Origin of the sequence: Pseudomonas graminis (assembly GCF_004364335.1) — a bacterium.
Classification (GTDB): Bacteria; Pseudomonadota; Gammaproteobacteria; order Pseudomonadales; family Pseudomonadaceae; genus Aquipseudomonas; species Aquipseudomonas graminis_D.
This window is the reverse complement of the sequence record NZ_SOCR01000009.1, coordinates 13429-39947: the sequence shown is the minus strand read 5'-3', so window position 1 is coordinate 39947 and position 26519 is coordinate 13429. Positions and strand designations below refer to the sequence as shown.

The following is a 26519-nucleotide window of genomic DNA, read 5'->3' as shown; positions in this document are numbered from 1 at the left end:
AGCGTCGCGTGCATCCAGTGGCACTGAGGGTGTTCCGATCACACTGACACACCGCAGTCACCTCGTAGGACCGGCTTCAGCCGGGAAGGCGTCAGCGGTCACACTGCAAATTTGATGGTGTTCATACTGACCTCTTCCCGGCTGAAGCCAGTCCCACTAAAAGCGTCGCGTGCATCCAGTGGCACTGAGGGTGTTCCGATGACACTGACACACCGCAGTCCTTCAGTAGGACCGGCTTCAGCCGGAAAGGCGTCAGTCGTCACACTGCAAAATTGATGGTGTTCATGCTGGCCTCTTCCCGGCTGAAGTCGGTCCTACGAAGCGTCGCGTGCATTCAGTTGAATTAACATTCATGTCACTACCCACCACGGGAGAAACGATGAACAACCAGACACTCAAAGACGCCTACACCGGCTACATCGCCTGCCTCAATAGCCAGGATTGGCCTGCACTGGGGGATTTTGTCGGCGAGGAAGTGCGCTACAACGGCGAGCGGGTCGGTCTGGCCGGCTATCGGCAGATGCTGGAGCGGGATTTCCGCGCCATTCCTGACCTGCGTTTTGTCATCGATCTGCTGATCGCCGAGCCACCGCACATCGCCGCGCGGCTGAGGTTCGATTGCACGCCGGTGGGCGAGTTGTTCGAGGTGCCGGTGAACGGGAGAAGGGTGACGTTTACGGAGAACGTGTTCTACACGTTTGAGGCGGGGCGCATCGTCAATGTCGAGTCGGTGATCGACAAGGCAGCGGTGGCGGCGCAGGTGCCGAAGACCTGAACCGCCCAATGGCCTGGCAGCACGGCTGACTCACAGGAGAATCAGCCGCGCCACCGATCCATCAATGCAACGCGCTGGCGCGGTTTTTGGCGACGTCTTCGGCTTTGACCTCGCCGTCGCTCTGACCGAACCGGCGCAGCACGAAGGTGCTCACGGCAGCCAGTTCAGCATCGCTGTAACTGCGCGCGAAGTCCGGCATGCGCTGGTCGACCTGTGCTGCGGTTGGCGTGTGACCTTCCAGCAGGGTCGCCATCACGTTGCGGCCTTTGGGGTCGTTGACGGTTTTCAAGCCGGCCAACCCGCCTGCCGGTGATTGCCGGCCACTGCCGTCGATCTGGTGACAGGCCACGCAGGTGTCGTTGAACAGCTTCTGGCCGAGCCCCTTTTGCAGCGCCGAGTCGTTCACCGCCATGCTCGGCCGAGGAATGCCTTCGCTTCGTGCCGGCGTGCTCTTGAGGTACACCGCAATGGCTTTCAGATCAGCCGGATCAAGGTAGCGCAAGCTGTGCTCGACGGCATCACCCATGGGCCCGCCCGCGCCGCCGAAACCGGCCGCGTAGCCCTTCGACAAGTAGCTGACGATGGCGTCGTCCGGCCAGGCGCCGATGCCGTATTTGGCGTCGGAGCTGATGTTGTAGGCCATCCAGTTGCCCAGTTCGGCACCCGCCAGGGAATTGCCGGTGCTCATCGCCTGGAAGATGTTGCGTGGTGTGTGGCACTCGCCGCAGTGGCCCGGGCCCTGCACCAGATACGCGCCACGGTTCCATTCAGCGGACTGCTTGCTGTCCGGAACGAAGCGTTCGTTAGACGCGAAGATCGCGTTCCAGAACATCATTCCCCAGCGCTGATTGAACGGGAACGAGATCTTGTTTTCGGGTGGCATCTGCTTCACCGGCTCAAGGCTGAACAGGTAGCCCTTGATCGCCAGAATGTCTTCGCGGGACATCTGTGTGTAGGAGGTGTAAGGGAAGGCCGGGTAGTAATGCTTGCCGTCCTTGCCCACGCCTTTTTGCAGGGCGTCGACGAACTCGTCGTCGGTCCAGTTACCGATACCGGTCTCTTTGTCCGGGGTGATGTTGGGCGAATACAGGCTGCCAAATGGCAACTTGAATTCCAGCCCGCCGGCGTACGGCTTGCCGCCCGGCACGACGTGGCAGGCCACGCAATCAGCGGCGCGGGTCAGGTATTCGCCCTTGCTCATGGCCGGGGTGTCGCTCGCGTAAACGGTGCTGGCCAGCAAACCGGCCACAAGTCCGAGCGCAGTGTTGAAAACGTTCATGACGCGCTCCTTAAACAGTGAAATAGCCAAAGCGGCTCAACGGCAAACGACGCTCACGCACACCGGTCGCGGCGTACACCGCATTGACCAGCGCGGCCGCAGCCGGCACGGCACCGGTTTCGCCCACGCCGCCAGGGGTCTCGACGCTGTCGACGATGTGCACTTCCACCGGTGGCGCGTCGCTCATGCGGATCTGCCGGTACTCGTGGAAGTTGGTCTGCTGCACCTGGCCCTTCTCGATCAGGATCTCGTTGAACAGCGCGGCCGACAAACCGAACAGCGTGCCGCCTTCCATCTGCGACGCCACGGACGTCGGGTTGGTGGCAAAGCCGCAGTCGATGACCGTTACCAGCCGTTTGATGCGCAGGCCTTTTTCGCCTTGCTTCTCCAGCTCGACGATGGTCGCGACGAAGCTGCCGAACACCGCCGTCACTGCCACGCCACGGCCGGAACCGGCCGGCAGTGGCTTGTCCCACTCCACCAGTTGCGCGGCTTTGGTCAGCACCGCTTGGGCGCGGGGTTGCGACTGCATCAGTGCCAGGCGGTATTTCACCGGATCGACCTTGGCGTTGTGCGCCAGCTCGTCGATGAAACACTCGATGGCGTAGGTGCTGCGCAGCGGTCCGACGCCACGCCACCACGAAACCGGAATCACTTCCGGGTCGTGACGGATGTAGCGCACCTGCAGGTTGGGCAGGGTGTAGATCGGGTCCTTCGCCACTTCGACGGCATCGCCATCGACGCCATCCGCCGGCAATGCGCCGATGTAGGCGGCGACCACCGAAGCACCGGCGATACGATGCTCCCAGCCCACCGGACGCAGGTCTTTGTCCAGCGCCGCATTGAGGCGGTCAACGTAGTGCGGACGATAACGGTCGTGGGTCATGTCCTCTTCGCGGCTCCAGATCAGCTTGATCGGGTAGCTCAACTGGCGCGCGATGTCCACGGCCTGGAAGATGAAATCGGACTCCAGACGACGGCCAAAACCACCGCCGATCAACTGGTTGTGGATCACCACTTTTTCCACCGGCATGCCGCAGACTTTGGCCGCGCCCGCCTGGGCCATCCCCGGCGCCTGGCAGCCGACCCACAACTCGCACGCGTCGGCGCGCACATGGGCGACGCAGGTCATCGGCTCCAGTGGGGAGTGGGACAGGAAGGGTTGTTCGTAGATGGCTTCGAAGCGGCTGGAGGCATTTTTCAGCGCGCCGGCGATGTCACCGGACTGGTGCGCGAACACGCCATCACCTGCGCTCGCGTCGAACAGCGATTTGTCCAGCTGTGCCGAGTTCAGACCGGCATGGGGGCCGAGGTCCCAGTCGATGTCCAGCGCCTTGAGCGCTTGCTGGCAGGACCAGAAATTGCTCGCCGTCACCGCGACGGCGTTGTTCAGGCGCACGATATCGCGCACGCCAGGGACCTTGCGCGCAGCGTCTTCGTTCTTCACGCCGCGCAGCGTGCCGCCGTGAACCGGGCAGGTGAGGGTGGACGCAATCAGCATCCCCGGCACTTGCAGGTCGATGGTGAATTTTGCCGTGCCGTTGACCTTGTTCGGTGTGTCCAGTCGCTGGACCGGTTTGCCCAGCAGCTTGAATTCGCTGACGGCTTTGAGCGGGATCTCGGTCGGCAGCGGTAATTTCGCGGCGGCGTCGACCAGCTCGCCGTAACCGGCACTTTGACCGTTCGGGCCGATGACCCGGCCGTTCTCGGCGTGGCATTGGCTTGGCGCGACTTTCCAGCGCATGGCCGCGGCCTGGATCAGCACGATGCGCGCACCGGCGCCGGCCTTGCGCAGGGGCTCCCAGCTGTAGCGGGTGGAGGTCGAACCGCCGGTGGCCTGAAAGCTCAGCAGCGCGTCGGTGTACAGCGCTGCATTGGGCGGCGCCTCGGTGATGGTGATCTGGCTCAACGGCACTTCGAGCTCTTCGGCAACCATCATGGCAATGCCGGTCTGCACGCCCTGGCCCATTTCGATCTTCGGCGAAATCAGCGTGACGGCGCCGCTGTGATCAATGCGCACGAACGCGCCATAGCCTTGCTCGGCGTTGTCGCCCAGGCTCGCGCCCTTGACCAGATCGGCGGCGAAGCTACGGGTGACTGACGCCGGCAGGTAGGTGCCGATGACCAGGCCGCCCAGCAGCGCACTGCCTTTGAGCAGCCCGCGACGCGAGAGCATCGCGGCAGGTGTTTGTGATTCGGACATGATGACTTCCTTCAGGCCTGGCTGACGCTTTTGATGGCGGCGCGAATGCGGGTGTAGGTGGCGCAGCGGCAGAGGTTGCCCGACATGGCGTTGACGATTTGTTCGTCGTTGGCTTTGGGGTGTTCCTGCAACAGCGCGACGGCCGACATGATCTGCCCCGACTGGCAGTACCCGCATTGCACGACTTCGTGGTCCAGCCAGGCTTTCTGTACCGCCTGACCCACGGCCTGCTCGCCGACTGCTTCGATGGTCGTGACCTTGCGGCCCGCCACGGCGCTGACCGGCAGCACGCATGAACGCACGGCCTGGCCGTCCAGGTGCACGGTGCACACGCCGCACTGGGCAATGCCGCAGCCATACTTGGTACCGGTGAGGCCCATCACGTCGCGCAGGACCCACAACAATGGCATGTCGTCGGCGACATCCAGGTCGTGCTCCTGGCCGTTAATCATCAATTTCTGCATCACAACCTCAGACGGTCATCACGGTTGATGCACTGCGTCACGAGCGCAGTCGTGAGGCGGCATCAAGGCTTCGGTTTTTTAAAAAAAATAGCGCCGTGCCAGTGGCCAGCGCTTTATAGAGGTCTGCTCGGACATCTTGGGTCGGGACGAGTCAGCGGGATGAATGGTAGTACGTTCATCATTGGAAATGTTTGATTGCGCGGAAAATATTTCCCGAGGTCCGTTAAATGGCCCGCGACAACATGACGCGCTCCGGGAAAGTGCAGTCCCTGGATCTGCCGCTCAGAAAAGGCTATTTGCGCAGGGCCCACCCGTCGCGCACAAAGTTATGGGTTAACAGAATGCGCAAAAGTCTATTACTGAAGTTGATGTAATTAAATCGCGCATCAATGACAGTGATGGGTCTTATCGATTTTAAGTATTTATCATCTGCGCCGATCACGAACAGAATGACCCCACAAGCAAACGACACGCGCTTTGCTTAATCACTCATTAATGAACTTCTGGAGAATCACCATGAAAGTATTAGCCTTCGCTGCCCTGTCCCTTGTGAGTGTTTTCGCTGCTGCCGGCGAACTCCCAGCCACCCAGCAAAAGCCCCTGACCCAGGTTGAACAATACAACCGCCACAAAGGCATCGACGTCGCTGAAGTGATCAGCATCAAAAACGCCCAGGACCCACAGAAAGTTGATGGTCCGGTGCAATCCACCATGGTTTATGTTGACCACGCCGGCGTGACCCACAGCCTTGACTACACCATCATGGGTTACGGTCGTCAAAATGGTTGATTGCCAGTGCCCTGGCGGCTTCAACTACAAACGCTATAAAAGAAACGCTGCATTGAATGCAGCGTTTTTTTTTGCCTGAATATTCGGGCTGATCAACTCGCTGTATATATCGGCATGAACTAGCGCTGGCAGCCGATTTATTTAAATGACTCGTTTATGCCTTGGCGTGGATAAGCATCATGCTCGCCGCTGGATAAAGTCCAGGAAGGCTCTCAACGGTGAGGGCACATAGCGCCGCCCCGGGTAGTAGAGAAAGGGCCCGCTGAAGCTTGGCCACCAGGGTTCGAGCACCGGTTCCAGTGCGCCGCTGTCCAGATGGGGGCGCAACCAGTCTTCGAACAACGAGACGATGCCCAGGCCGTCGATGGCGGTTTGCACGGCGAGGTCAAATGCGCCGCCAATCCGAACAGTCAGTGGGCCGCTCGGGTCGACGCGAACATTTTCCCCGTCACGCTCGTACTCCCACAGCGGAATAGCACCGCTGGGAAATTTGCCGGGCAGGCAACTGTGGTTCAACAGATCCCGTGGATGCTCGGGCCGGCCCCGGCCGTCGAGGTACGCCGGCGATGCAGCGGTCGCGAAACGCTGAACGCGCGGGCCGATGGGCACGGCGATCATGTCCTGCTCCAGGCGGTCGTCGTAGCGGATGCCCGCGTCGCAGCCGGCGGCAAGCATGTCGACGAAGCTTTCTTCGGTGACCACTTCCATGCGGATATCCGGGTGCGCTTGCAGAAACGGGGTAATGATCGCCGGCAATATCAAGCGCGCGGCGCTGACCGGAACGTTGAGCCTGAGCGTGCCGGAAGGGCGGTCGCGGAAATCGTTGACCACGTCCAGCGCCGATTCAACTTCCCCTAGGGCCGGGACAATCCGCTCCATCAGCCGCGCGCCGGCTTCGGTCGGCACGACGCTGCGCGTGGTGCGGTTGAGCAACCGCACGCCCAGGCGCGACTCCATGCGTCGAACGGCATCGCTGAGGCTGGACGCTGACTTACCGCTCAGCCGTGCGCCTTCGCGGAAACCGCCTGCGTTGACCACGGCCACGAAGGCCAGCAAATCCTGAATGTCTGTCGCCATTGTCCGCTCGCTCGTACAACCCGTGCCGATTGCACCTGATTATCGGCGCATCGGTCAACGCCTATAGTCGTGCCACATTCTTGATCACGAGGCGTCACCCATGAGCCAGGCCAGTAAAGCAGGACACTTTTCATTCGGCGGTCGCACCGTCAACCGCATGGGTTACGGCGCCATGCAACTGGCCGGGCCGGGCGTTTACGGACCGCCGAAAGACCACGCTGGCGCCATCGCCGTGTTGCGTGAAGCGCTGGCGGCCGGGGTCAACCATATCGACACCGCCGACTTCTACGGGCCCCATGTCACCAATCGACTGATCCGTGAAGCTCTGCATCCTTATGCCGATGAGCTGCTGATCGTGACCAAGGTTGGCGCGTCGCGAGGCGCCGACGCTTCATGGAATCCTGCCAACAGCCCGGCGGAGTTGGTGAGCGCGGTGCATGACAACCTGCGCAATCTCGGCCTGGAAGCGTTGCATGTGGTGAACTTCAGGGCGTGGGGCACCGGGCATTCACCGGACGAAGCGTCGATTGCCGAGCAGTTCAGTGCGCTGGCCGAGTTGCAGCACCAGGGTTTGATTCAGCATCTGGGCCTGAGCAACGTCAGTGCGAAACAGGTCGCCGAGGCGCAGAGCATTGCCGAGGTGGTCTGCGTGCAGAACCACTACAACCTGGCCCACCGGGCTGACGAGCACCTGATCGCCGCACTCGGCAAACAGGGCATTGCCTACGTGCCGTTCTTCCCGCTGGGTGGTTTTACGCCCTTGCAGTCGCAGACGCTGTCGGACGTGGCCACGCGCCTTGAAACTTCGCCGATGTGCGTGGCGCTGGCGTGGTTGCTGCAGCGTGCGCCCAACCTGCTGCTGATCCCGGGCACCTCGTCGGTGGCGCACTTGCACGAAAACCTCACCGCCGCCGAACTGGTGATCCCGCAAGAGATGCTCGCCGAACTCGACGGGCAGGGCGCCTGACGCCTTCCCGGCTGAAGCCGGTCCTACTCGCGGAATGCGTGCTGTCAGTGGGACTGGCTTTAGCCGGGAAGGCGTCGGGTACAACACCGCAGAAATGATGTCGGGCAATAGCTCTGTAGGAGCGCGCATGCCCGCGAAGACGTCGGCGTGTTCAGCACAGATGGCAGCCGATGCACCGCGTTCGCCAGCAAGCCGGCTCCTACGGTATCGCGTCGTGCCCACAGGAGGAATGCATGCTGACAGTAGGACTGGCTTTAGCCGGGAAGCGGCCAGGCGTAACCCCGCAGAACAAATGCCGGTCGTGGCCACATGAGTGGGACCGGCTTCAGCCGGGAAGCGGCCGGTATGAACGCCCTAAATTCTGCGGCGTGACGACCGACGCTATCCCGGCTGAAGCCGGGCCCACTAAGTCGAGACGCCAGCCGCCGCTGGGGATTGCCTCAATCCAGATCCGACGCATCATGCCGTTCCGGCACTTGGGTGGCTTCATCGCCCCAGGTCCGGTTGACCCGCATGCCGCGAATCACGGCGGGCCGTTGCGCGATGGTTTCGGCCCAGCGCTGGACGTGAGTGTATTCGTGGGCGGCGAGGAATTCGGCGGCGCCGTACACCGTGTTGCGCACCACTTGCCCGTACCACGACCACACGGCGATGTCGGCGATTGTGTAACTGTCGCCGGCCAGATAAGGGCGTTCGCTGAGGCGCCGATTCAACACGTCCAGCTGACGCTTGGCTTCCATGGTAAAGCGGTCGATGGCGTATTCGAACTTCTCCGGCGCGTACACATAAAAGTGCCCGAAGCCGCCGCCCAGATACGGCGCAGCGCCCATCTGCCAGAACAACCAGTTCAGGGTTTCGGTGCGGCCCGCCAGATCCTTCGGCAGCAATTCTCCGAACTTCTCCGCCAGATACAGCAGGATCGAACCGGACTCGAACACGCGAAGGTTGGGCTCGACGCTGCGATCCAGCAGTGCCGGAATTTTCGAATTGGGGTTGATGTCGACGAAGCCGCTGCCGAACTGATCCCCCTCGCCAATGCGGATCAGCCAGGCGTCGTACTCGGCGCCGGTGTGGCCAAGGGCAAGCAGTTCCTCAAGCAGAATCGTCACCTTGACGCCGTTGGGCGTGGCCAGTGAATACAGCTGCAACGGGTGCTTGCCGACCGGCAGGACTTTTTCATGGGTCGGCCCGGCAGTCGGGCGGTTGATGCTGGCGAACTGGCCGCCGGAGGGCGCTTCATGCTTCCACACGGTAGGCGGTACGTAGGGTGCCTTGCTCATTGAACACATCTCCTGAGGGTCAGTTCTGGCGTGACGGAGCGAGGCGGCAAGCCCCGATCCACACGGTGATTAACGGGCGGATGACAGCGGCGGCGTGCGCGGCGGAATCTGGCGCTTGCTGCCGATGGCTTCGAAAGCCGACGCGAAGCGCAGCAGGGCGGAATCGTCGTACGCGCGCCCGGCAAACGTCAGGCCCACGGGCATGCCAATGTCGGCCATCACGCCCATCGGCACGGTCACGGTGGGCACGCCGAGATGGCGGATCGCGAGGTTGCCGTTGGCGACCCAGACCCCGTTGCTCCAGGCGATGTCCGCCGAGGCCGGGTTGACGTCGGCATCGGCCGGGGCCACGTCGGCCACGGTCGGGAACAGCACCGCATCCAGCCCGAGCTTCTGCATCCAGTCTTCGAGGTCAATGCGCCGCGTGTGTTCCAGGCCGCGCAAGCCGTCCGCCAGGGTGTCGATCTGGTCCCACGGCGTGATGCCGCGCTGGGCCATCTTCACGTACTCATCCATGCCGGCGGCGAGATCGCCCTCGCGGTTGGGCAGGGTGCCGGGGTCGTGGGGGAAAATCAGCGGGCCGTTGACGTCGGCCAGGCGGTTCAGTTTCGGGTCGCCGTTGGCCTGCAGAAAATCGTCGAACGCCCAGGCAGTCAAATCCCATAGTTCGTGGTGCAGAAACTCTTTGGAGACGATGCCGCGGTTGTACACCGTCGGCGCGCCGGGACGATCGCCTTCGCAGTTGGAGACCAGCGGGAAATCCACCTCGATGACTTCTGCGCCTTGGGTTTCAAGTGCCTGGCGCGCCTGCTCCCAGAGGTCGATCACCGACGCGCGGGTGATGATGCGCTGGCCGGTGGGGCCGCCAATGCCGGGCGCGTCGGACGTGCCCGCTTCGGGGTCGGCATTGATGTACATACGCGGCACGCCAAAGCGTTTGCCCGCCAGGGCTTGCGGGCTGGAGGCGAGCTCGGCGTAGGACGCCGGGCGTACCGAATCGACGGCGGGAATGGGTACCCACGGCTGCAAGCGCCACAGGTCCCCGCGAGTGTCGGGGTCTTCGGCGACCACCACGTCCAGCACTTCGAGCAAGTCGGCCATGGTCCGGGCGAAGGGCACGACCACGTCCATGGTCGGCGTCAGCGGCCAGTTGCCGCGCACCGAAATCACCCCGCGCGATGGCGTGTAGGCGCACAGGCCGTTGTTCGACGCAGGGCCACGGCCGCTGGACCAGGTTTCTTCGGCCAGCCCGAAGGCGGCGAAACTCGCCGCCGTTGCAGTGCCGGCGCCATTGGACGAACCGGACGCAAACGGCGCCGTCAGGAAGCCTGCGTTGTAGGGGCTTTCGGCGCGGCCATACACGCCACGCTGCATGCCGCCATTGGCCATCGGCGGCATGTTGGTCTTGCCCAGACAGATCGCGCCGGCGGCACGCAGCCGCTCGATGGTGAACGCATCACGGTGAGCGACCAGTTCGGCAAACGCCGGGCTGCCCGATGCAGCCGTGAGGCCTTTGACCAGATAACTGTCTTTGGCGGTATAGGGAATGCCGTCGAGGGGGCTGAGGGTTTCGCCCCGCGCGCGACGCTTATCGGAGGCTTGCGCTTCGTCGAGGGCCTGGGGATTGCGCACGACCACCGCGTTGAGTGCGGTGGCGGTGTCGGCGCCGTCATAGGCGGCGATCCGGGCGAGGTAGGCTTGAACCAGTTCGACGGCGGTGGTCTGGCCGGCTTCAAGGGCAGCGCGCAGTTGCGCGATGGAGACTTCGGTGACTTCGATCATGACTGCGACGACCATGAGCCGGGGAGTAGAGAGCAGGGTGTCTGAACAAGAATGGGCATATCGCTTCCCGTTGCGCGGCAGGGCCGGGCTGGTTTTAAGCCGACTGAGGCGTGGGTGTGCAACGCGGCTCAGATCGGCAGGCGTATTCGTGTGACGCACATTATGCCTTCGCCCTGTCTTTGTCGCGAGGCTTGCACAGGGGTTCACCACCGGGCCACACACTAAACCGGACAGTCACCGGACACCTGCTATGGCGAAAGGCTTACACGACGTCGGGCAATGTCGCCCTGTACAGCTAAGCGCCACAAGCGCAACCTTGGATCCATCAACCGAGGCGCTGGATGTGCTTCGCAGGTCATGGATGATCCACCATTTGCCGGGACAGCTACTGACAGGATGTTGGAATGGTGTTGATAGAAAAGAACCCGCTCAGGCGGGTTTTTTATTGCCCGCGGTTAAGTACGCGGCGCGCTTGGGCAAGGTGCGTGGGCGCCTGATTAACGTGCGTGGAGCGCTGCGGCCGCCTTCTGTGGTTAACTCCTGCGCATCATTTTCGTGGCAGGCTTTGCAATGACTCTCCATCACGGCGCGCACCGGCAAGTCATCGGCATGTGGTTGATGGCAGGCGTGGCGCTGATGTTCGCCAGTCATGATGCGATTTCCAAGACGCTGATCTCTTCCCTGCCGGTGATCTTCGTCGCGTGGGCCCGCTACCTTGTTCATTCGACGCTGGTGACCACCGTGCTGCTGCGCAACGGCGGCACGAACGTCTTCCACACCCGGCGGCCCTGGCTGCACCTGCTGCGCGCAGTGGTCCTGCTCGCCGACAGCCTGTCTTTCCTGTTCGGCCTGACCCATGTGCCGATTGCCGAATCCACGGCCCTGGTTTTCCTCGCGCCTGCATTCGTCACGATCCTGTCGCCACTGCTATTCGGCATCAAGGCGGATCGCTGGCAGTGGTTGTCGGTGGTGCTCGGCTTTGTCGGTGTGCTGGTGATCATCAACCCGGCCAGCGATGCCTTCTCGCTGTGGATGCTGTTTCCCCTGGCGACCGCGCTGTTCTTCGCGCTGTATCAACTGCTCACGCAACTGGCGGGAGAGACCGACAGCCCGTCGGTGTGCAGCTTCTACGTCGGCGTGTTCTGTACCCTGATCCTCAGCGCCATCGTACCGTTTTACTGGGCCGAGCCCGATTGGTTGCAAGTGGGGCTGCTGCTGGTGCTGGGCGGTCTGGGGTTGTGCGCGCACTTTCTCATGGCTAAATCCTATCGCTACGCTTCGTCGTCGGTGCTCGCACCGTTGGGTTATCTGCAAATCATCTTCGCCGTGGCTTACGGGATCCTGCTGTTCGGCAACTACCCGGGCACCGCCTCAATGTTCGGCATAGGGCTCATTTTCCTCAGCGGTTTGATGGTTTACGCCAGACGCCAACCCGTGACGCCTGCGAGCCCGCTTTGATCAGGGTTTAACCGGGCCTCAGGCGTTTTCATTGTCGGGACGCGTGAAGGAAAAGCGGTGGATATCAACCCGCAACTGCCAGCCGTGATTCGCCCAATAGGTCGCCGCGGCCGGATTGTTCTTGAGCACGTCGATGTGGCATTTATGAATGCCTTCCGCTTCAAGCCTGACCAGACAGCGCTCGACCAGTGCCTGCCCGATCCCCTGCCGCCGATACTCAGGCAGCACCAGCAAATGCTGCAAATACCCGCGCCGGCCGTCATGGCCCGACATCACGCAGCCGCAGATAAGTGAGCCGTCCTCCGCGACGAAGCTTAATCCGGGGTTGCGCAGCAGATACCGCTCGGTGGACTCCCGCGAGTCCGCATCGCGCAAGGAAATGCCCGGAGTGTCACGCATCAGTTGGGTGACGGCGTCGTAGTCGTCCGGGGTCATGGGGCGGATGGTGGTCATGGGGCACCTTCATTAGATCAAGAGCGTCTGCCTGACGGCAGACTGTTTCGCCTTCGGCGAGTTACTTGGAAAAGCACCCCAAGTAACCAAGGGTGCTTGCTCCTGGTTGGGCCCGACTTCGTCGGGTTCCTTCACTCCGGTCTCGCTCCGTGGGGCCGCGCCGAACGGACATCCATGTCCTGACGGCGCTCTCGCCGCATCCATGCGGCTCGGCCCACTGCGCGAGACCTGCGTTCAGCCTGCACCCAAGTCGCGATTGGCGGCGTCTGGAATTTTTGCGTAGGAAAATCAGAAGCAGATCACAAGCAGATCAAGGGCTTCCCGGCTAAAGCCGGTCCTACGATGACGCGTTGTGTCAGAGATCCTTGATCGTTTCCCACGCTCTGCGTGGGGATGCATCCTGTGACGCCGTCACCTCTCCCAGCCTGAATGCGCGTCGTCTGCGGGACGCGGAGCGTTCGGGGCGACGTTACCACGCGGAGCGTGAGAACGATCAGAGTGAAAGTGCGGCAACCACGACCGTAGGACCGGCTTTAGCCGGGAAGCTTTTGATCTGCTTTAAACGCGCTTTTAATCTTCTTGCGCAGATAGTTCAGACGCTACAAAGCGCGACTTTGGTGCAGGCTGAACGCAGGTCTCGTGGAGTGGGTCGAGCCGCATGGATGCGGCGAGAGCGCCGTCAGGACATGGATGTCCGTTCGGCGCGGGCCCACGGAGCGAGACCGGAGTGAAGGAACCCTGACGAAGGAAGGGCCAAACCAGGAGCACAAGCCCTTGGTTACTTGGGGCTTTATCAAGTAACTCGCCGAAGGCGAAACGATCTGCCGTTAGGCAGATGCTCTTGATCTTCAAGTATGCGTGGATTCATCTGATCTGTATTTATAAGCCTCACCTGAATCTGTACTGAAACAGCTGCACCCCTCAAAATCACTTCACTCCCGGCAGACCGATAAAGCCCGACCGGTCGCCACCATCCGGCTCGAATCCCTAGTACTTCATCCTTGCATAGGAGAAACCCATGGCCAAGCTCGCAATCTTCCTGTTCGGCTTTCTCGCCCTGACCCTCATGATCGGCGCGCTCGCCACAATTTCCCCGACCTGATCACCCCCGCGCTCCCCGCACCCTGACGGCAGACACAACTCTGCCGTTTCCGCGTTCCCCTGAACAACGTGACCCCAATCTCCCAACCGCCATTCATCCGCCAACCCCCATCCCCACCCTTGACGCTTATTTGTAAGGGGACAATACTCAGCGCAGATTCATATAGATGACTAAATAACTACAAAAGCGAAGCGCCTCCATGAACCGACTTTCCAGCGATGTCCGCTTGCCGCTTTACCAACGCCTGCGCGACCAGCTCGCCGAACAGATCGCCAACAACCGCTGGCGGCCGGGCGAAGCCATTCCCACTGAAGCCGCGCTGTCCAGCGAGTACTGCCTGTCCACCGGCACCGTGCGCAAAGCCATCGACATGCTGGTCAACGAAAACATCCTAGAACGCCAACAGGGCCGCGGCACCTTCATTCGCCGGCCGCAGTTCCAGTCCTCGCTGTTCCGCTTCTTCCGCTTTCAGAGCGTCTCCGGCGAACGCCAGGTGCCCGAAAGCCGCATCCTCTCCATCGAAGCCGTCACCGCGCCCTCGGCCGTTTCCCACGCCCTCGGTCTGCCCCTGGACGCGCCGGTGATTCGCCTGATCCGCCTGCGTCTGCTCGATGCCCAGCCCGTCCTCGCCGAGGAAATCTGGCTGCCCCAAGTGCAGTTTCAGACCCTGCTGGAAATCGACCTCAGCCGCGAGGGCCCGCTGCTCTATCCCATTTATGAAGAGCAGTGCGGTCAGGTTGTGGCCTACGCCGAAGAGACCCTGACCGCCGAAGCCATCAACGAGACCCACGCCCGCTTGCTGCAAGTGACGGTCAACAGCCCGGTGGTGGTGATCGAACGTCTGGCGCGCAACTACGCCGGACAACCGCTGGAATGGCGCCGCTCCCGGGGCCATGCCAGCCACTTCCGCTACAGCGTCGACATCCGCTGATCCGCGCCGTCGGCATCAAGACATCTGCACCCAAGCCCGTCACTCAGAACAGGCTCTACACCACCTGCCGCTTCACCCTTATAAGGACAAAAAACATGTTCAACTGGTATCGCCACGTCACTCCTCGGGAGCGCAAGACGTTCTGGGCCTGCTTCGGTGGATGGTCGCTGGACGCCCTTGAAGTTCAGATGTTCGGCCTGGCGATCCCGGCGCTGATCGCCGCGTTTGCCTTGAGCAAAGGCGACGCCGGCTTGATCAGTGGCGTCACGCTGATTACTTCGGCGCTGGGTGGCTGGGTCGGCGGCACGCTGTCGGACCGCTACGGCCGGGTGCGCACGCTGCAGTGGATGATTCTCTGGTTCTCGTTCTTCACCTTCCTGTCGGCGTTCGTCACCGGTTTCAGTTCGCTGCTGATCGTCAAGGCGCTGCAGGGTTTCGGCATTGGCGGCGAGTGGGCCGCAGGCGCGGTGTTGATGGCGGAGACCATCAACCCGAAATACCGCGGCAAGGTCATGGGCACCGTGCAGAGCGCCTGGGCCGTGGGCTGGGGTCTGGCCGTCGGCGTGTTCACCCTGATCTATTCGTTCGTGCCCCAGGACATGGCCTGGCGGGTGATGTTTCTGGTCGGCCTGCTGCCGTCACTGCTGATCATCTGGGTACGCCGCAACGTCGAGGAGCCGGACAGCTTCCAGCGCCTGCAGAAAGAAAATGCCATCCCGCAGAGTTTCTTCAAATCACTGGCCGGCATCTTCCGCCCGGAACTGATCCGCGTGACGCTGCTCGGCGGCTTGCTCGGCCTCGGCGCCCACGGCGGTTATCACGCGGTGATGACCTGGCTGCCGACCTTCCTGAAAACCGAACGCAACCTGTCGGTGCTCAACTCCGGCGGCTACCTGGCGGTGATCATCGTCGCGTTCTGGTGCGGCTGTATCGCCAGCGGCTTTCTGATCGACCGCATTGGCCGACGCCTGAACATCGTGCTGTTCGCCCTGTGCTGCGTGGTCACCGTGCAGTGCTACGTGTTCCTGCCGCTGACCAACACGCAGATGCTGTTCCTGGGTTTCCCGCTGGGCTTTTTTGCCGCCGGCATTCCGGCCAGCCTCGGCGCGCTGTTCAACGAGCTTTATCCAGCTGACGTGCGCGGTGCAGGGGTGGGCTTCTGCTACAACTTCGGCCGCGTGCTGTCCTCGGTCTTCCCGTTTCTGGTGGGCCACATGAGCGAATCGATGTCGCTGGGTTCGGCCATCGGCATCGACGCCGGGATCGCCTATGGCGTCGCCGTGATTGCCGCGTTGTGCCTGCCGGAAACCCGCGGTCGCAGCCTGGACGCCAGCCCCACGGCCAGCGCCGTGGCAGACACTCGCAGCGACACCGCCCGCGCCTGACTTTCCTTTCGCGCGGCGCCCGTTGCGTCGCGCATCTTTTGACAGATGAGATCCATGTCCGACCTTTTATCCGCCTCTCCTGCGTCGATCCTTGGCATCGACGGTCACGCACACGTCTTCAGCAGGGAGCTGGACCTGACATCGGCACGACGCTATTCACCCGACTACGACGCCACCCTGGCGATGTACCAACATCAACTTCATCAGCATGGCCTGAGCCACGGCGTGCTGGTGCAGCCGAGCTTTCTCGGCACCGATAACCGCTACTTGCTCGACGCCCTTCAGCAGGCGCCGGATCAACTGCGCGGTGTGGTGGTGGTCGAGCGCGATATCAGCCGTGCCGCGCTGGAAGAGATGAACCGGCTGGGCGTCGTCGGCGTGCGTTTGAATCTGATGGGAAGGGCGCTGCCGGACTTTTCCGAACCGCAGTGGCAGGTGTTTTTCGGGCACATCGCCGCGTTCGACTGGCACGTAGAAGTGCACCGCCAGGTCGCCGATATGCCGATGCTGCTGGCCGGGCTGATGCCATTCGGGATCAAGATCGTGATCGATCATTTCGGTCGACCTGACGCCCGCCTGGGCCTCGATCAGCCGGGCTTTCAGCAGATGCTGGAGCTGGGCCGCAGCGGGCAGCTGTGGATGAAGGTGTCGGGCATTTACCGTCTGGAAGGCCGCGCCCAAGAGAACCTCGATTTCGCCCGTGTCGCGCTGCCGGTGCTGGTGGATACGTTCGGCCAGCAGCGGCTGGTCTGGGGCAGCGACTGGCCCCACACCCAGCATGAAAATGCGGTGAGCTACGGCTCGGTGATCGAGCAATTGCAGACGCTGGGCTGCACCGCGCAATTGATGCGGTCCCTGCTGATCGAGGCGCCCCGGGTGCTGTTTGATTTCCCGCTGATCGCCACCTGATCAAGGCCTGATCCGGCTGAAGGCGAGTGTTTCACTGCGTCGATCATGGCCGGCTGATGTGTGGCCGGTCAGGATCGTCCCCGGGGCTGTGAATGCTGATCCGTCTCGCTTTGGCCCCTTGGGGTTCAACCCGCAGCAGGAAGACGATCAGCAAACCATTCTTGAAGGTCGCGCCCTGCACCTCGATGTGGTCGGCCAGATGAAAGACCAGGCGGAACGGGCCGTGGGCGATGCCCTGATGCAGGTACGTCACGCCGCCATCGGTGTGCGCCTCACCCCCGCAAACGGTCAGCACGTTTTTTTCCAGGGTCAGGTCGAGGTCGGCGGCGGCAAGCCCGGCCGTGGCGATCACGATTCGGTAATGGTCAGTGCCGTATCGTTCGACGTTGTGAGGGGGGCCGCTGGCGTTTATCTCGCTGTGAAGGGCAGATTCAAAAAAATCGTTGAAGCGATCAAAGCCCACTGATTGCCGGAACAGCGGGGCCAGTGAAGCGGTGGTGGCCATGCCTGAATCTCCTGGAGATTGCCACGGTGATCAAGACGCCGGTCGACGCCGGCTCTGCACTTGATGCTGTCGTTAGAGTTGAGCTCAAGCGCCAGAAAATACAAGCACTTCCGTTAAATACTCCGCCAACAGAACCACTCTATCGTCGCCCAAACATTTGCCTATTAGACGACTGGCCTGAGTCGGCTAGTCTTGTGCGAGTGCTAGCCTGGGCTGTCTGTCTCGTTGATGGCCGAAAGTAACAAGCAAACAAGAAGGTGAGTAGACCATGTCGACCGAATCGAAATGCCCGATCAACCACGCAGCCGGGGGCGGAACCACAAACCGTGACTGGTGGCCGAACCAGCTGAACGTCAAGATCCTGCACCAGCACTCGCCATTGACTGATCCGATGGGCGAGGGCTTCGACTACGCCAAAGCATTCAAGAGCCTCGACATTGCCGCCGTCAAACGCGACCTGCTCGAGGTCATGACGCAATCCCAGGACTGGTGGCCGGCCGACTTCGGTCACTACGGTCCGCTGTTCATTCGCATGGCCTGGCACAGCGCGGGGACCTACCGCACCGCGGATGGCCGTGGCGGTGCCGGGGCCGGGCAACAGCGTTTCGCGCCGCTCAACAGCTGGCCGGACAACGTCAACCTCGACAAGGCACGCCGGCTGATCTGGCCGGTGAAGCAAAAGTACGGCAGCAAGATTTCCTGGGCCGACCTGATCGTGCTCACCGGCAACGTTGCGCTGGAATCCATGGGCTTCAAAACCTTTGGCTTCTCGGGCGGACGCGCCGATGTATGGGAGCCGGACGAGGCCGTGTACTGGGGCGCTGAAACCACCTGGCTGGGCGGTGAAGACCGCTACGGCGCGCACAAGGACATGCAGCAGCCGGGCGAGGGCACACTGGTTGCCGAGCCGGAGCACCACAGCGAAGAACAGACCCGCACCGCCAACGGCGAGCGCAACCTCGAAAATCCGCTGGCCGCTGTGCAGATGGGCTTGATCTATGTAAACCCGGAAGGTCCGGAAGGCGTGCCAGACCCTGCGGCCTCGGCGCGGGACATCCGCGAGACATTTGGCCGCATGGCCATGAACGATGAGGAAACCGTCGCCCTGATCGCTGGCGGCCACGCCTTCGGCAAGACCCACGGCGCGGGACCCGCTGACAACGTCGGTCCTGAACCGGAAGCAGCCGGCCTTGAAGAGCAGGGCCTGGGCTGGCGCAACAGCTTTGGCTCCGGTAAGGCCGGCGATGCCATCACCAGCGGCCTTGAGGTGACCTGGACCTCGACCCCGACCCGGTGGAGCAACGAATATCTGGAAAACCTGTTTGGCTTCGAATGGGAACTGACCAAGAGCCCGGCAGGCGCCCATCAGTGGAGGCCGAAGAACGGCGAAGGCGCGGGCAAAATCCCCCATGCCCATGACCCGGCCAAGCGCCAGGAACCGCGCATGCTGACGTCCGACCTGGCGCTGCGCGTGGACCCTGCGTACGAGCAGGTCTCCCGTCGCTTCCTGGAAAACCCTGACCAGCTGGCCGATGCCTTTGCCCGCGCCTGGTTCAAGCTGACCCACCGTGACATGGGGCCGCTGGCCCGTTACCTCGGCCCGGAAATGCCCGCTGAAGAACTGCTCTGGCAGGACCCGATTCCCGAGGTCAACCACCCGCTGGTGGACGCCAGCGACGTCGCTGCGCTTAAGGAAAAAATCCTTGAGTCCGGGCTGTCGGTTTCGCAATTGGTCGGTACTGCCTGGGCTGCGGCGTCCACCTTCCGTGGCTCCGACAAGCGCGGCGGTGCCAACGGCGGTCGTCTGCGTCTGGCCCCGCAGAAAGACTGGGCGGTGAACCACCCGGCACAACTGGCTGGCGTGCTACAAACCCTGGAGCGTGTCCGCGGTGAATTTAACGGCGCCCAGTCGGGCGGCAAGCAGATCTCGCTGGCTGACTTGATCGTTCTCGGCGGCAGCGCGGGGATCGAACAGGCGGCGAAAAATGCCGGCCACCACGTCACCGTCCCATTCACGCCTGGGCGCGCGGATGCTTCGCAAGAGCAGACCGACGTTGAGTCCTTTGGTTTTCTGGAGCCCATCGCCGATGGTTTCCGTAACTACCTCAAGGGCCGCTACCGCGTCTCGGCGGAGAAACTGCTGGTCGACAAGGCGCAGTTGCTGAACCTGACGGCGCCGCAGATGACCGTCCTGATTGGCGGCTTGCGCGTGCTGGACATCAATGCCGACCACAGCCAGCACGGCGTCCTGACCGAGAAGCCGGGCACGCTGAGCAACGACTTCTTCAAAAATCTGTTGGACATGGGTGTCGAGTGGAAAGGCGTGTCGGGCGGCGACCAGCTGTTCGAAGCTCGCGACCGCAATACCGGCGCCGTCAAATGGACCGGCACCCGGGTCGACCTGGTGTTCAGTTCACACGCCCAGTTGCGGGCTGTGGCCGAGGTGTACGCCAGTGCGGACGGGCAGGAGAAGTTCGTCCAGGACTTCGTCGCCGCGTGGACCAAAGTGATGGAGCTGGACCGCTTTGATCTTGCCTGAGGTGCGTGCTTCATAGCCCTCAATCTGTAATACCCAACGCCTCCCTTGTGGAGGCGTTGTTTTTTGCGCCGATTTGGGCGCTGCCAGGATCACTGTAGGAAACGGCTTGCTGGCGAACGCGGTGGGTCAGTCACGTTGATGGCGGCGGGCAAATCCGGTTCGCCAGCAAGCCGGCTCCTACAGGTCCTGTTTTTGCTGAAGATCATGCCCGCTGCCGCAATCCACTGTAGGAGCGCGCTTGCCCGCGAATTGCGGTGTGTCGGGCGAATACACTGTTGAACGTTCCGACGCCTTCGCGGGCAAGCGCGCTCCTACACTGCCTGCGGTTCGACGCGGCATCCCGATGGCCACAGGTTCACATTGCGGCTGGCTTGCTGAAGACCCGATCTGGTGTGGCCGCTACTTTGCGTTCTCCACTGATGTCAGGCGCTGCCGAGATCCACTGTAGGAGCCGGCTTGCTGGCGAACGCGGTGGGTCAGAACCGGAAGTGTCGACTGACGAAACCGGTTCGCCAGCAAGCCGGCTCCTACAGGTTCTGTGTTTGCTGAAGATCATGCCCGCTGCCGCGATCCACTGTAGGAGCGCGCTTGCCCGCGAAGACGTCGGTGGCTTCAGCATCGTCTTCACCTGACACACCGCGATTCGCGGGCAAGCGCGCTGCTACACCGCCGGCGGTTCGCCGCCCACTTCACTCGTTTCTCCACCCCCCACCCAACGCCGCCATCAGCCCGACGCTGGCCTGCAACCGATTGGTCTCGACCACCTGCAACCGCCGTTGTGCCTGAAGCGCCGCCGTTTGCGCGGTCACCACGTCCAGGTAACTCACTGCGCCAGCCTGGTAGCTGCTCGTTGCCATCTGTTCGGCGCTTTGCGCGGCGTCGACGGCGGCATGCTGGTCCGCAGATTCACGCCGCAGATCGCGCAGTTGTCCCAGATTGTCTTCCACCTCACGCACGGCCTGGAGCACCTGGCTGTGGTACTGCGCGGCGGCCTCTTCAAACTCGGCCCTGGCCTGCCGTTCGATCGCGCTGCGGCGGCCGCCGTCGAAGATCGGCAGATTGACCAGCGGCCCCAGCGCCCAGTAACGATTGGCGGCCGCCAGCAGATTGCCGCTGCCCTGGGTTTGCCCGCCGACCAGGCCGGTCAGGCTGAAGTCCGGGTACCACGCGGCTTTCGCCACGCCGATGTTGGCATTGGCGGCGAACACCCGACGCTCTGCCGCAGCGACGTCGGGTCGTTGCTGCAACAAGCTGCCGGGCAAGGCGTGGGGGATGTCGGGGAGTTTCAGTGGTTGCGCGTTATGGGCCAGATGGACGTCACCCGGCATCGCGCCCACCAGTTCGGCGATGGCATGTTCACTGAGGTCGCGCTGGGCGTTGACGTCATCCAGTTGCGCCCGGGCCTCGGCGAGCTGGCTTTGCGCGCGGGTCAGGTCAAGGGCCGAGGCGATCTTGCCCTCGTAGCGATCGCGGGTCAGTTGCAGGGCCTGGGTGTAATCCTCCAGCGAGGTTTGCAGGATGCGGCTCTGCGCGTCCAGCCCGCGCACCTGCACATAGAGCGTCGCCACCTGGCGCTGCAGGCTCAGGCGCGCGACGGCCAGATCGTCCGCCGAGGCTTGGGCCTGGGCGTCACCGGCCGCCACTTGGTTGCGGATTTTGCCCCACAGGTCCGGATCGAAATTCAGGCTGAAACCGGCCGTGTCACTGCTGTAGATCGAGGGCTGCGTACTGCCGCGCAGTGGCCGGCGATCCGACTGCCGCTGGCGAACCGGGCTCAGGCTGGCGTTGACCTCGGGCATCAGCCCCGCGTGCAACTGACTCGCATAGGCCAGCGCGGCGTCGTAGTGGGCCAGCGCCGCGGTCAAATCCGGGCTGGCGCTGAGCAGCCGTTGCTGCAGATCATTGAGTTGCGCGTCCTCGAACGCCTCCCACCATTGGGCTTGCACCGTATCGGCAGGCTGCGCCGGGTGCCAGGGGCCGGCGTCCTCGGCGAAATGCGCGGGCAGTTGAACCGGCGGCGCCTGATAAACCGGTGCGAACGAACAGCCTTGCAGCGTCACGGCCATGGCCAGCGCCAGCGCTTCAAGCCTTGTGCGCATGTTCACCTCCGGCGTCCGCCCGTTGCACGGCATCGTTCTCGCGCAGGGCGTCGGGCGGGTTATCGATGACGTGATCGGCCGGTTTGAGGCCTTGATCGATGATCAGCCGATCGCCCAGATCCATCGCGATGTGGATGTCGCGCAGGTGCACATGGCCGGCGCCATCGAGGGTGGCGACCTGGGTGCCTTTGGCGCGGAAGATCAGCGCGCTCGCTGGAATGCTCAGGCCACCGCTGGCGTTGCTCACCGGCAAGGTGGCGTCGGCGTAGTCTCCGGGCATCAGCGCGCCGTCCGGGTTGTCGGCGATGAATTGCGCCAGCAGCGTGCCGGAACGCGGATCCACCGCCGTGGAATCCCCCAGCAACGTGGCCGTATAGGTCTGTCCCGGCTGCTCGGGCACGCTTAACTGAACCTGCATGCCGGGGCGGACCACGCTGGCGTAGTTCTGCGGGATCGGCACGTACAACCGCAAGCGATGGGTGTCGGCGAGGCTGAACAGCGGGCGTGCGCCGCCATCGTCCGCCTTGATCAACTGACCGATGTCGGTGTTGCGCGCGGTGACCGTGCCGCTGAATGGCGCGCGGATGGTCTTGTACGCCTCCAGCGCTTTGATCCGTTGATAGTCGGCGTCTGCCGCTTGCACGTCGGCGTTGGCGGCGATCGCGGTCGAGGTCTTTTCATCCACTTCCTGTTGCGACACCGAGTGGGTGGTCAGCAAGTGCTGCCAGCGTGCGGCGGTGGTCTGGGCGATGCGCGCGCTGGCCCGTTGCTGAGCCAGACGCGCCCGGGCCTGGGCCAATTGCTGATCAAGCTCGGGACTGTCGATGTGGGCCAGTACCTGACCGGCTTGCACGTGGCTGCCGATGTCGGCGTCCCAGTCTTTCAGATAACCGCTGACCCGCGCGTTGATCGCCGCATTGCTCCAGGCCTCGAGGCGCGCGGGCAGGCGCAAGGTGTCGCCCTGTGCATTCTGGGTCGGCACGACGACCGTGACGACGGGCATCGCCTGGCGTTCAGTCCAGGCGTCGACCGCGTGTTCCTCGCGGGTGCGCGCGGCCAGGCCATTGGCGACCAGCAGCGCCGCCAGGGTCAGGCCGCCGATGCCGAGCAACATCAGGCGTTTGCGCGAAGGGGCGTGTTCAGACGACATGGGGTGTTTCTCCATCGATGGCATTCGCAGGCAAAGGTTTTGAGTGGCGGTGGACGAGGCTGAACACCACCGGCACGAACAGCAGGGTGGCAGTGGTGGCGAGGATCAGGCCGCCGATCACCGCCCGTCCCAGCGGCGCGTTCTGTTCCTGGGACATCGCCAGCGGCAGCATGCCGATGATCATCGCCAGCGCGGTCATGCACACCGGGCGGAAGCGCGTGTAGCCGGCCTCCATCGCGGCGAGCAGGGCATCGCCGTGTTCGGCCAGGCGCTCGCGGCAGAAGCTCACCACCAGAATCGAGTTGGCCGTGGCCACGCCCATGCACAGGATCGCGCCGGTCAGCGCGGGCACTGACAGCGACGTCCCGCTGAGAAACAGCATCCAGACGATGCCGGCCAGTGCGGCAGGCAGGGCGGTGATGATCACGAACGGGTCGATCCACGATTGAAAGTTGACCACGATCAACAGGTAGATCAGCACCACGGCACCCAGCAGCCCCAGGCTCAGGCCGCTGAAGGCTTCGTGCAGGGCGTCAATCTGGCCGTGCAGGCTGACCGTCGCGCCTTTGGGCCGCAGCTGCGCGGTGTCGTCGATGACCTTCTGAATGTCTGCCGCCACGCCGCCGAGGTCGCGGCCCTGCACGTTGGCGAACAGGTCCAGGGTCGGCTGAATGTTGTAGTGGGTGACCACCGCCGGGCTGTCGACGCGGCTGATCGTCGCCAGCCCGCCGAGGATCTGCGACTGCCCGTTGCTGCCAGTAATCGGCAGCGCTTCGAGGCTCGGCAGGCTGTCAAGACGGTACTGCGGTGTCGCCGCGACCACCGAATAAGACACGCCGTTTTTCGGGTTCAGCCAGTACGTCGGCGCCACCTGAGACGTGCCGGCCAGGGACGCGCCAAGGCTGGTGGTTACGTCTTTTTCGGTGATCCCCAGTTGCTTGGCCCGCAGCCGATCAACGTTCACCTGCAACGACGGGTAGCCGGTGGATTGCTGAATGCGCAGATCGGCGATGCCCGGCACATGCTGCAAACGTCGCTGCAGTTCCAGGGCGTAGGCGCGGTTGGCGTCGCCGCTGGGGCCGGAGATTTTCAGGTCCAGCGGCGCGGGTGCGCCGAAGTTGAGGATCTGGCTGCTGATGTCGGCGGGCATGAAGGCGAACTGGCTGCCGGGGAAGCTTTGCGGCAGGGCCTCGCGCAGGCGTTTGACGTAATCGGCCGTCGGCGCGTGGTCGGCCTTGAGGGTGACCTGAATGTCGCCATCCTGCGGTCCGATGGTGCCGCTGCTGCTGTAGGCCATGTCGATGCCGCTCAGGGGGATGCCGATGTTGTCGATCACCGTGTCCAGTTCATCCGCCGGAATGATCTCGCGGATGCGCTGCTCGATGCGGTCGAAGGCCGCCGCACTTTCTTCGATGCGCGTGCCCAGTGGCAAGCGCACATGCATCGACAGCGCGCCGGCGTCGGTGGCCGGGAAGAAGTCTTCGCCCAGGCTCGGCAGTAGCGCAAAACTGGCGAGTACGCAGGCGAGAAAGCCCACCAGAAACGCCTTGCGCCGCTCCAGAGCCAAGCCCAGCAGGCCGTGGTAGGTGTCGCGAATCGTTGAGAAACGTGCCTCGAAACCCTGCTGAAACTTCAACGCGCCGCGCAGGATCAGGTTGCGCTGACGGCCATGCTGATCGCCTTCGTGGTGATTGATGAACGGGTCTTCCGGGTGGTGCCCGGGTCCGGTTTCCAGCACGTGGGGTTTGAGCAGAAACATCGCCAGGGTCGGCACCAGGGTGCGCGACAGCAGAAACGAGCTGGCCATGGCGAAGATCACCGCCAGCGCCATGGGCCGGAAGAGGAATCCGGCGATCCCTTGCAGCATGAACATCGGCACGAAGACGATGCAGATGCACAGCAGCGATACGAAGGCGGGGCCGACGATCTGCCGCGCGCCGTCCATGATCGCGTCCTTCACCGCCTTGCCCTGTTCCAGGTGCCAGTTGATGTTCTCGATGGTCACCGTCGCGTCGTCGACCAATATCCCCACGGCCAAAGCGAGGCCGCCGAGGGTCATGACGTTCAGGGTTTGTCCGGTCACGGAAAGCAGCGCGATGGCCGAGAGCACGGCCAGGGGAATGGATGCGGCGATGATCAGTGTCGAGCGCCAGCTGCCGAGAAAGAGCAGGATCATCACGCTGGTCAGCAAGGCGGCGATGATGCCTTCGCGGGCGACACTCCCCACCGACGCTTTGACGAACACCGAGGCGTCGCCCAGCAGCGAAGTTTTCAGCGCCGGCGGCAGGGTCTCGTTGATCAGCGGCAGCATGTTGCGGATGTTGTCGACGATGGACAGGGTGGAGATATTGCCGTTCTTCAGCGCCGGCATGAGCACGGCGCGGCGGCCATCGACGCGCACGATATTGGTCTGCGGTGGCGAGCCGTCGCGCACATGGGCCACTTGGCCGATGGTGATCAGCGCGCCGTCGACGGTCTTGATCGGCAGGTCGTTGAGTTCGTCGATGGCCTTCGGGCTGTTATTGAGCAGCACGGTGTATTCGTCGCGGCCCATCTTCGCCGTGCCCACCGGGATGATCTGGTTGCCGGCGGCCAACGCGTTGCCGACGTCTTGCGCGGACAGGCCTTTGGCGGCCAGCGCCTGGGGGTCGAGGTCCAGGGTGATCTGCCGTTGCTTGCCGCCCATGGGCGTCGGCATCGCCAGCCCCGGCACGGCGCTGAGGGGCAGGCGCACGCTGTTCTGCACCAGATCGCGAATCTTCGCTTCCGACAGCGTCGGGCTGGAAAAGGCCATCTGCAGAATCGGCACGGTCGAGGCGCTGTAGTTGAGGATCAGCGGCGGGGTGATGCCCGCCGGCATCTGCTTGAGCACGGTCTGCGAAACCGCCGTCACCTGCGCGTTGGCGGTGCGGATATCCACGCCCGGCTGAAAGAAGATTTTGACGATGCCCATGCCCGGCAACGACTGCGACTCGATGTGTTCGATGTCGTTGACCGTCGTGCTCAGCGAGCGCTCGTAGGTGTAGATCACCCGACCGGCCATGGCATCCGGCGAAAGCCCGGCGTATTGCCAGACCACCGCGACCACCGGAATGCCGATGTCCGGAAACACATCGGTGGGCGTTTTCAGGGCCGCCATCGGCCCGACAATACAGATGAAAATCGCCAACACGATAAACGTGTACGGCTTAAGCAATGCAGTCCTGACCAGCCCGAGCATGCTGCCAACCTCCCGTTTCGAATGGGCGCAGTCTTGGGGGACGTACCTAACACGCGGCTTTCAGCCAGATGAACAAATCGTTAGTGCGATGAGCAGGTGGCTTTCATGCTGGATTCATTTGTTGTTCATCCACGGCCCACGCACCCTGCGCA

At 63.0% G+C, this 26519-nt stretch carries 19 protein-coding genes; 8 read left to right on the top strand and 11 right to left on the bottom strand.

The features are described 5' to 3' along the window. Window positions 1-379: 379 nt before the first annotated feature. Entirely contained in the window at window positions 380-775 is a 396-nt protein-coding gene (locus EC919_RS17865) for an ester cyclase (protein WP_133775747.1), read from the top strand. A gap of 61 nt (window positions 776-836) precedes the next feature. Here the strand turns inward: EC919_RS17865 and EC919_RS17860 are convergent, their stop codons facing one another. The 3 genes from EC919_RS17860 to EC919_RS17850 are packed head-to-tail and all read right to left on the bottom strand — an operon-like array spanning window position 837 to window position 4721. Beyond that, a complete protein-coding gene (locus EC919_RS17860; protein WP_133775746.1) occupies window positions 837-2054 on the bottom strand; it encodes a cytochrome c in 1218 nt (405 codons plus the stop codon). A gap of 10 nt (window positions 2055-2064) precedes the next feature. Next, window positions 2065-4257: a xanthine dehydrogenase family protein molybdopterin-binding subunit gene (locus EC919_RS17855; RefSeq protein WP_133775745.1), complete on the bottom strand. Its 2193-nt coding sequence runs from the start codon at window positions 4255-4257 to the stop codon at window positions 2065-2067. 11 nt (window positions 4258-4268) lie between these two features. Beyond that, window positions 4269-4721, bottom strand: a complete 453-nt coding sequence (locus EC919_RS17850; protein WP_074893339.1) for a (2Fe-2S)-binding protein — start codon at window positions 4719-4721, stop codon at window positions 4269-4271. A 516-nt stretch (window positions 4722-5237) separates the two neighbouring features. Here EC919_RS17850 and EC919_RS17845 point away from each other — a divergent pair. Continuing rightward, window positions 5238-5510: a DUF2790 domain-containing protein gene (locus tag EC919_RS17845; RefSeq protein WP_166650579.1), complete on the top strand. Its 273-nt coding sequence runs from the start codon at window positions 5238-5240 to the stop codon at window positions 5508-5510. 177 nt (window positions 5511-5687) lie between these two features. On the opposite strand, the gene EC919_RS17840 is transcribed toward EC919_RS17845, so the two are convergent. Then, complete coding sequence (locus EC919_RS17840; RefSeq protein ID WP_133775743.1) at window positions 5688-6587, bottom strand: LysR family transcriptional regulator; 900 nt, start codon at window positions 6585-6587, stop codon at window positions 5688-5690. A 100-nt stretch (window positions 6588-6687) separates the two neighbouring features. Between EC919_RS17840 and EC919_RS17835 the strand changes: the two genes are divergently transcribed. Beyond that, a complete protein-coding gene (locus EC919_RS17835; protein WP_133775742.1) occupies window positions 6688-7554 on the top strand; it encodes an aldo/keto reductase family oxidoreductase in 867 nt (288 codons plus the stop codon). 440 nt (window positions 7555-7994) lie between these two features. On the opposite strand, the gene yghU is transcribed toward EC919_RS17835, so the two are convergent. After that, complete coding sequence (gene yghU / locus EC919_RS17830; protein WP_133775741.1) at window positions 7995-8834, bottom strand: glutathione-dependent disulfide-bond oxidoreductase; 840 nt, start codon at window positions 8832-8834, stop codon at window positions 7995-7997. Window positions 8835-8903: 69 nt separating this feature from the next. Further along, complete coding sequence (locus EC919_RS17825) at window positions 8904-10616, bottom strand: amidase (RefSeq protein ID WP_133775740.1); 1713 nt, start codon at window positions 10614-10616, stop codon at window positions 8904-8906. A 570-nt stretch (window positions 10617-11186) separates the two neighbouring features. Here EC919_RS17825 and EC919_RS17820 point away from each other — a divergent pair. Next, window positions 11187-12074, top strand: a complete 888-nt coding sequence (locus tag EC919_RS17820) for a DMT family transporter (protein WP_133775739.1) — start codon at window positions 11187-11189, stop codon at window positions 12072-12074. Window positions 12075-12092: 18 nt separating this feature from the next. Here EC919_RS17820 and EC919_RS17815 read toward each other — a convergent pair whose 3' ends face one another. Further along, the gene (locus EC919_RS17815; protein WP_133775738.1) at window positions 12093-12527 is read right to left on the bottom strand and encodes a GNAT family N-acetyltransferase; all 435 of its coding nucleotides are present in this window, start codon (window positions 12525-12527) and stop codon (window positions 12093-12095) included. A 1301-nt stretch (window positions 12528-13828) separates the two neighbouring features. Between EC919_RS17815 and EC919_RS17810 the strand changes: the two genes are divergently transcribed. Genes EC919_RS17810 through EC919_RS17800 form a run of 3 tightly spaced genes read left to right on the top strand, consistent with a single transcriptional unit; the run spans window position 13829 to window position 16854 of the window. Beyond that, entirely contained in the window at window positions 13829-14560 is a 732-nt protein-coding gene (locus tag EC919_RS17810; RefSeq protein WP_133775737.1) for a GntR family transcriptional regulator, read from the top strand. After that, window positions 14503-15945 carry an MFS transporter gene (locus tag EC919_RS17805; RefSeq protein ID WP_279587550.1) on the top strand — a complete coding sequence of 481 codons (1443 nt, stop codon included), beginning with the start codon at window positions 14503-14505 and terminating at the stop codon, window positions 15943-15945. Before EC919_RS17810 ends, EC919_RS17805 begins: the two co-directional genes overlap by 58 nt. A 54-nt stretch (window positions 15946-15999) precedes the next feature. After that, on the top strand, window positions 16000-16854 hold the full coding sequence (locus EC919_RS17800) for an amidohydrolase family protein (RefSeq protein WP_133775735.1): 855 nt from the start codon (window positions 16000-16002) through the stop codon (window positions 16852-16854). 43 nt (window positions 16855-16897) lie between these two features. Here the strand turns inward: EC919_RS17800 and EC919_RS17795 are convergent, their stop codons facing one another. Further along, entirely contained in the window at window positions 16898-17359 is a 462-nt protein-coding gene (locus tag EC919_RS17795; RefSeq protein ID WP_133775734.1) for an Hsp20 family protein, read from the bottom strand. Window positions 17360-17627: 268 nt separating this feature from the next. Here EC919_RS17795 and katG point away from each other — a divergent pair, with 268 nt between their 5' ends. Beyond that, entirely contained in the window at window positions 17628-19898 is a 2271-nt protein-coding gene (gene katG / locus EC919_RS17790; RefSeq protein ID WP_133775733.1) for a catalase/peroxidase HPI, read from the top strand. A 689-nt stretch (window positions 19899-20587) separates the two neighbouring features. Here katG and EC919_RS17785 read toward each other — a convergent pair. From EC919_RS17785 to EC919_RS17775, 3 genes are read right to left on the bottom strand one after another with little or no spacing between them, the layout of a single operon-like run. After that, window positions 20588-21997, bottom strand: a complete 1410-nt coding sequence (locus EC919_RS17785) for an efflux transporter outer membrane subunit (protein WP_133775732.1) — start codon at window positions 21995-21997, stop codon at window positions 20588-20590. Next, on the bottom strand, window positions 21981-23147 hold the full coding sequence (locus tag EC919_RS17780; RefSeq protein ID WP_133775731.1) for an efflux RND transporter periplasmic adaptor subunit: 1167 nt from the start codon (window positions 23145-23147) through the stop codon (window positions 21981-21983). The genes EC919_RS17785 and EC919_RS17780 overlap by 17 nt, the downstream gene beginning before the upstream one ends. Further along, window positions 23137-26367: an efflux RND transporter permease subunit gene (locus EC919_RS17775; RefSeq protein WP_133775730.1), complete on the bottom strand. Its 3231-nt coding sequence runs from the start codon at window positions 26365-26367 to the stop codon at window positions 23137-23139. The genes EC919_RS17780 and EC919_RS17775 overlap by 11 nt, the downstream gene beginning before the upstream one ends. Window positions 26368-26519: the final 152 nt, after the last annotated feature.

Excerpts from the sequence above, each read along its gene's own strand:
- EC919_RS17865 (WP_133775747.1), top strand. The coding sequence starts at position 380 with ATGAACAACCAGACACTCAAAGACGCCTACACCGGCTACATCGCCTGC.
- EC919_RS17860 (WP_133775746.1), bottom strand. The coding sequence starts at position 2,054 with ATGAACGTTTTCAACACTGCGCTCGGACTTGTGGCCGGTTTGCTGGCC.
- EC919_RS17855 (WP_133775745.1), bottom strand. The coding sequence starts at position 4,257 with ATGTCCGAATCACAAACACCTGCCGCGATGCTCTCGCGTCGCGGGCTG.
- EC919_RS17850 (WP_074893339.1), bottom strand. The coding sequence starts at position 4,721 with ATGCAGAAATTGATGATTAACGGCCAGGAGCACGACCTGGATGTCGCC.
- EC919_RS17845 (WP_166650579.1), top strand. The coding sequence starts at position 5,238 with ATGAAAGTATTAGCCTTCGCTGCCCTGTCCCTTGTGAGTGTTTTCGCT.
- EC919_RS17840 (WP_133775743.1), bottom strand. The coding sequence starts at position 6,587 with ATGGCGACAGACATTCAGGATTTGCTGGCCTTCGTGGCCGTGGTCAAC.
- EC919_RS17835 (WP_133775742.1), top strand. The coding sequence starts at position 6,688 with ATGAGCCAGGCCAGTAAAGCAGGACACTTTTCATTCGGCGGTCGCACC.
- yghU (WP_133775741.1), bottom strand. The coding sequence starts at position 8,834 with ATGAGCAAGGCACCCTACGTACCGCCTACCGTGTGGAAGCATGAAGCG.
- EC919_RS17825 (WP_133775740.1), bottom strand. The coding sequence starts at position 10,616 with ATGATCGAAGTCACCGAAGTCTCCATCGCGCAACTGCGCGCTGCCCTT.
- EC919_RS17820 (WP_133775739.1), top strand. The coding sequence starts at position 11,187 with ATGACTCTCCATCACGGCGCGCACCGGCAAGTCATCGGCATGTGGTTG.
- EC919_RS17815 (WP_133775738.1), bottom strand. The coding sequence starts at position 12,527 with ATGACCACCATCCGCCCCATGACCCCGGACGACTACGACGCCGTCACC.
- EC919_RS17810 (WP_133775737.1), top strand. The coding sequence starts at position 13,829 with ATGAACCGACTTTCCAGCGATGTCCGCTTGCCGCTTTACCAACGCCTG.
- EC919_RS17805 (WP_279587550.1), top strand. The coding sequence starts at position 14,503 with ATGGCGCCGCTCCCGGGGCCATGCCAGCCACTTCCGCTACAGCGTCGA.
- EC919_RS17800 (WP_133775735.1), top strand. The coding sequence starts at position 16,000 with ATGTCCGACCTTTTATCCGCCTCTCCTGCGTCGATCCTTGGCATCGAC.
- EC919_RS17795 (WP_133775734.1), bottom strand. The coding sequence starts at position 17,359 with ATGGCCACCACCGCTTCACTGGCCCCGCTGTTCCGGCAATCAGTGGGC.
- katG (WP_133775733.1), top strand. The coding sequence starts at position 17,628 with ATGTCGACCGAATCGAAATGCCCGATCAACCACGCAGCCGGGGGCGGA.
- EC919_RS17785 (WP_133775732.1), bottom strand. The coding sequence starts at position 21,997 with ATGCGCACAAGGCTTGAAGCGCTGGCGCTGGCCATGGCCGTGACGCTG.
- EC919_RS17780 (WP_133775731.1), bottom strand. The coding sequence starts at position 23,147 with ATGTCGTCTGAACACGCCCCTTCGCGCAAACGCCTGATGTTGCTCGGC.
- EC919_RS17775 (WP_133775730.1), bottom strand. The coding sequence starts at position 26,367 with ATGCTCGGGCTGGTCAGGACTGCATTGCTTAAGCCGTACACGTTTATC.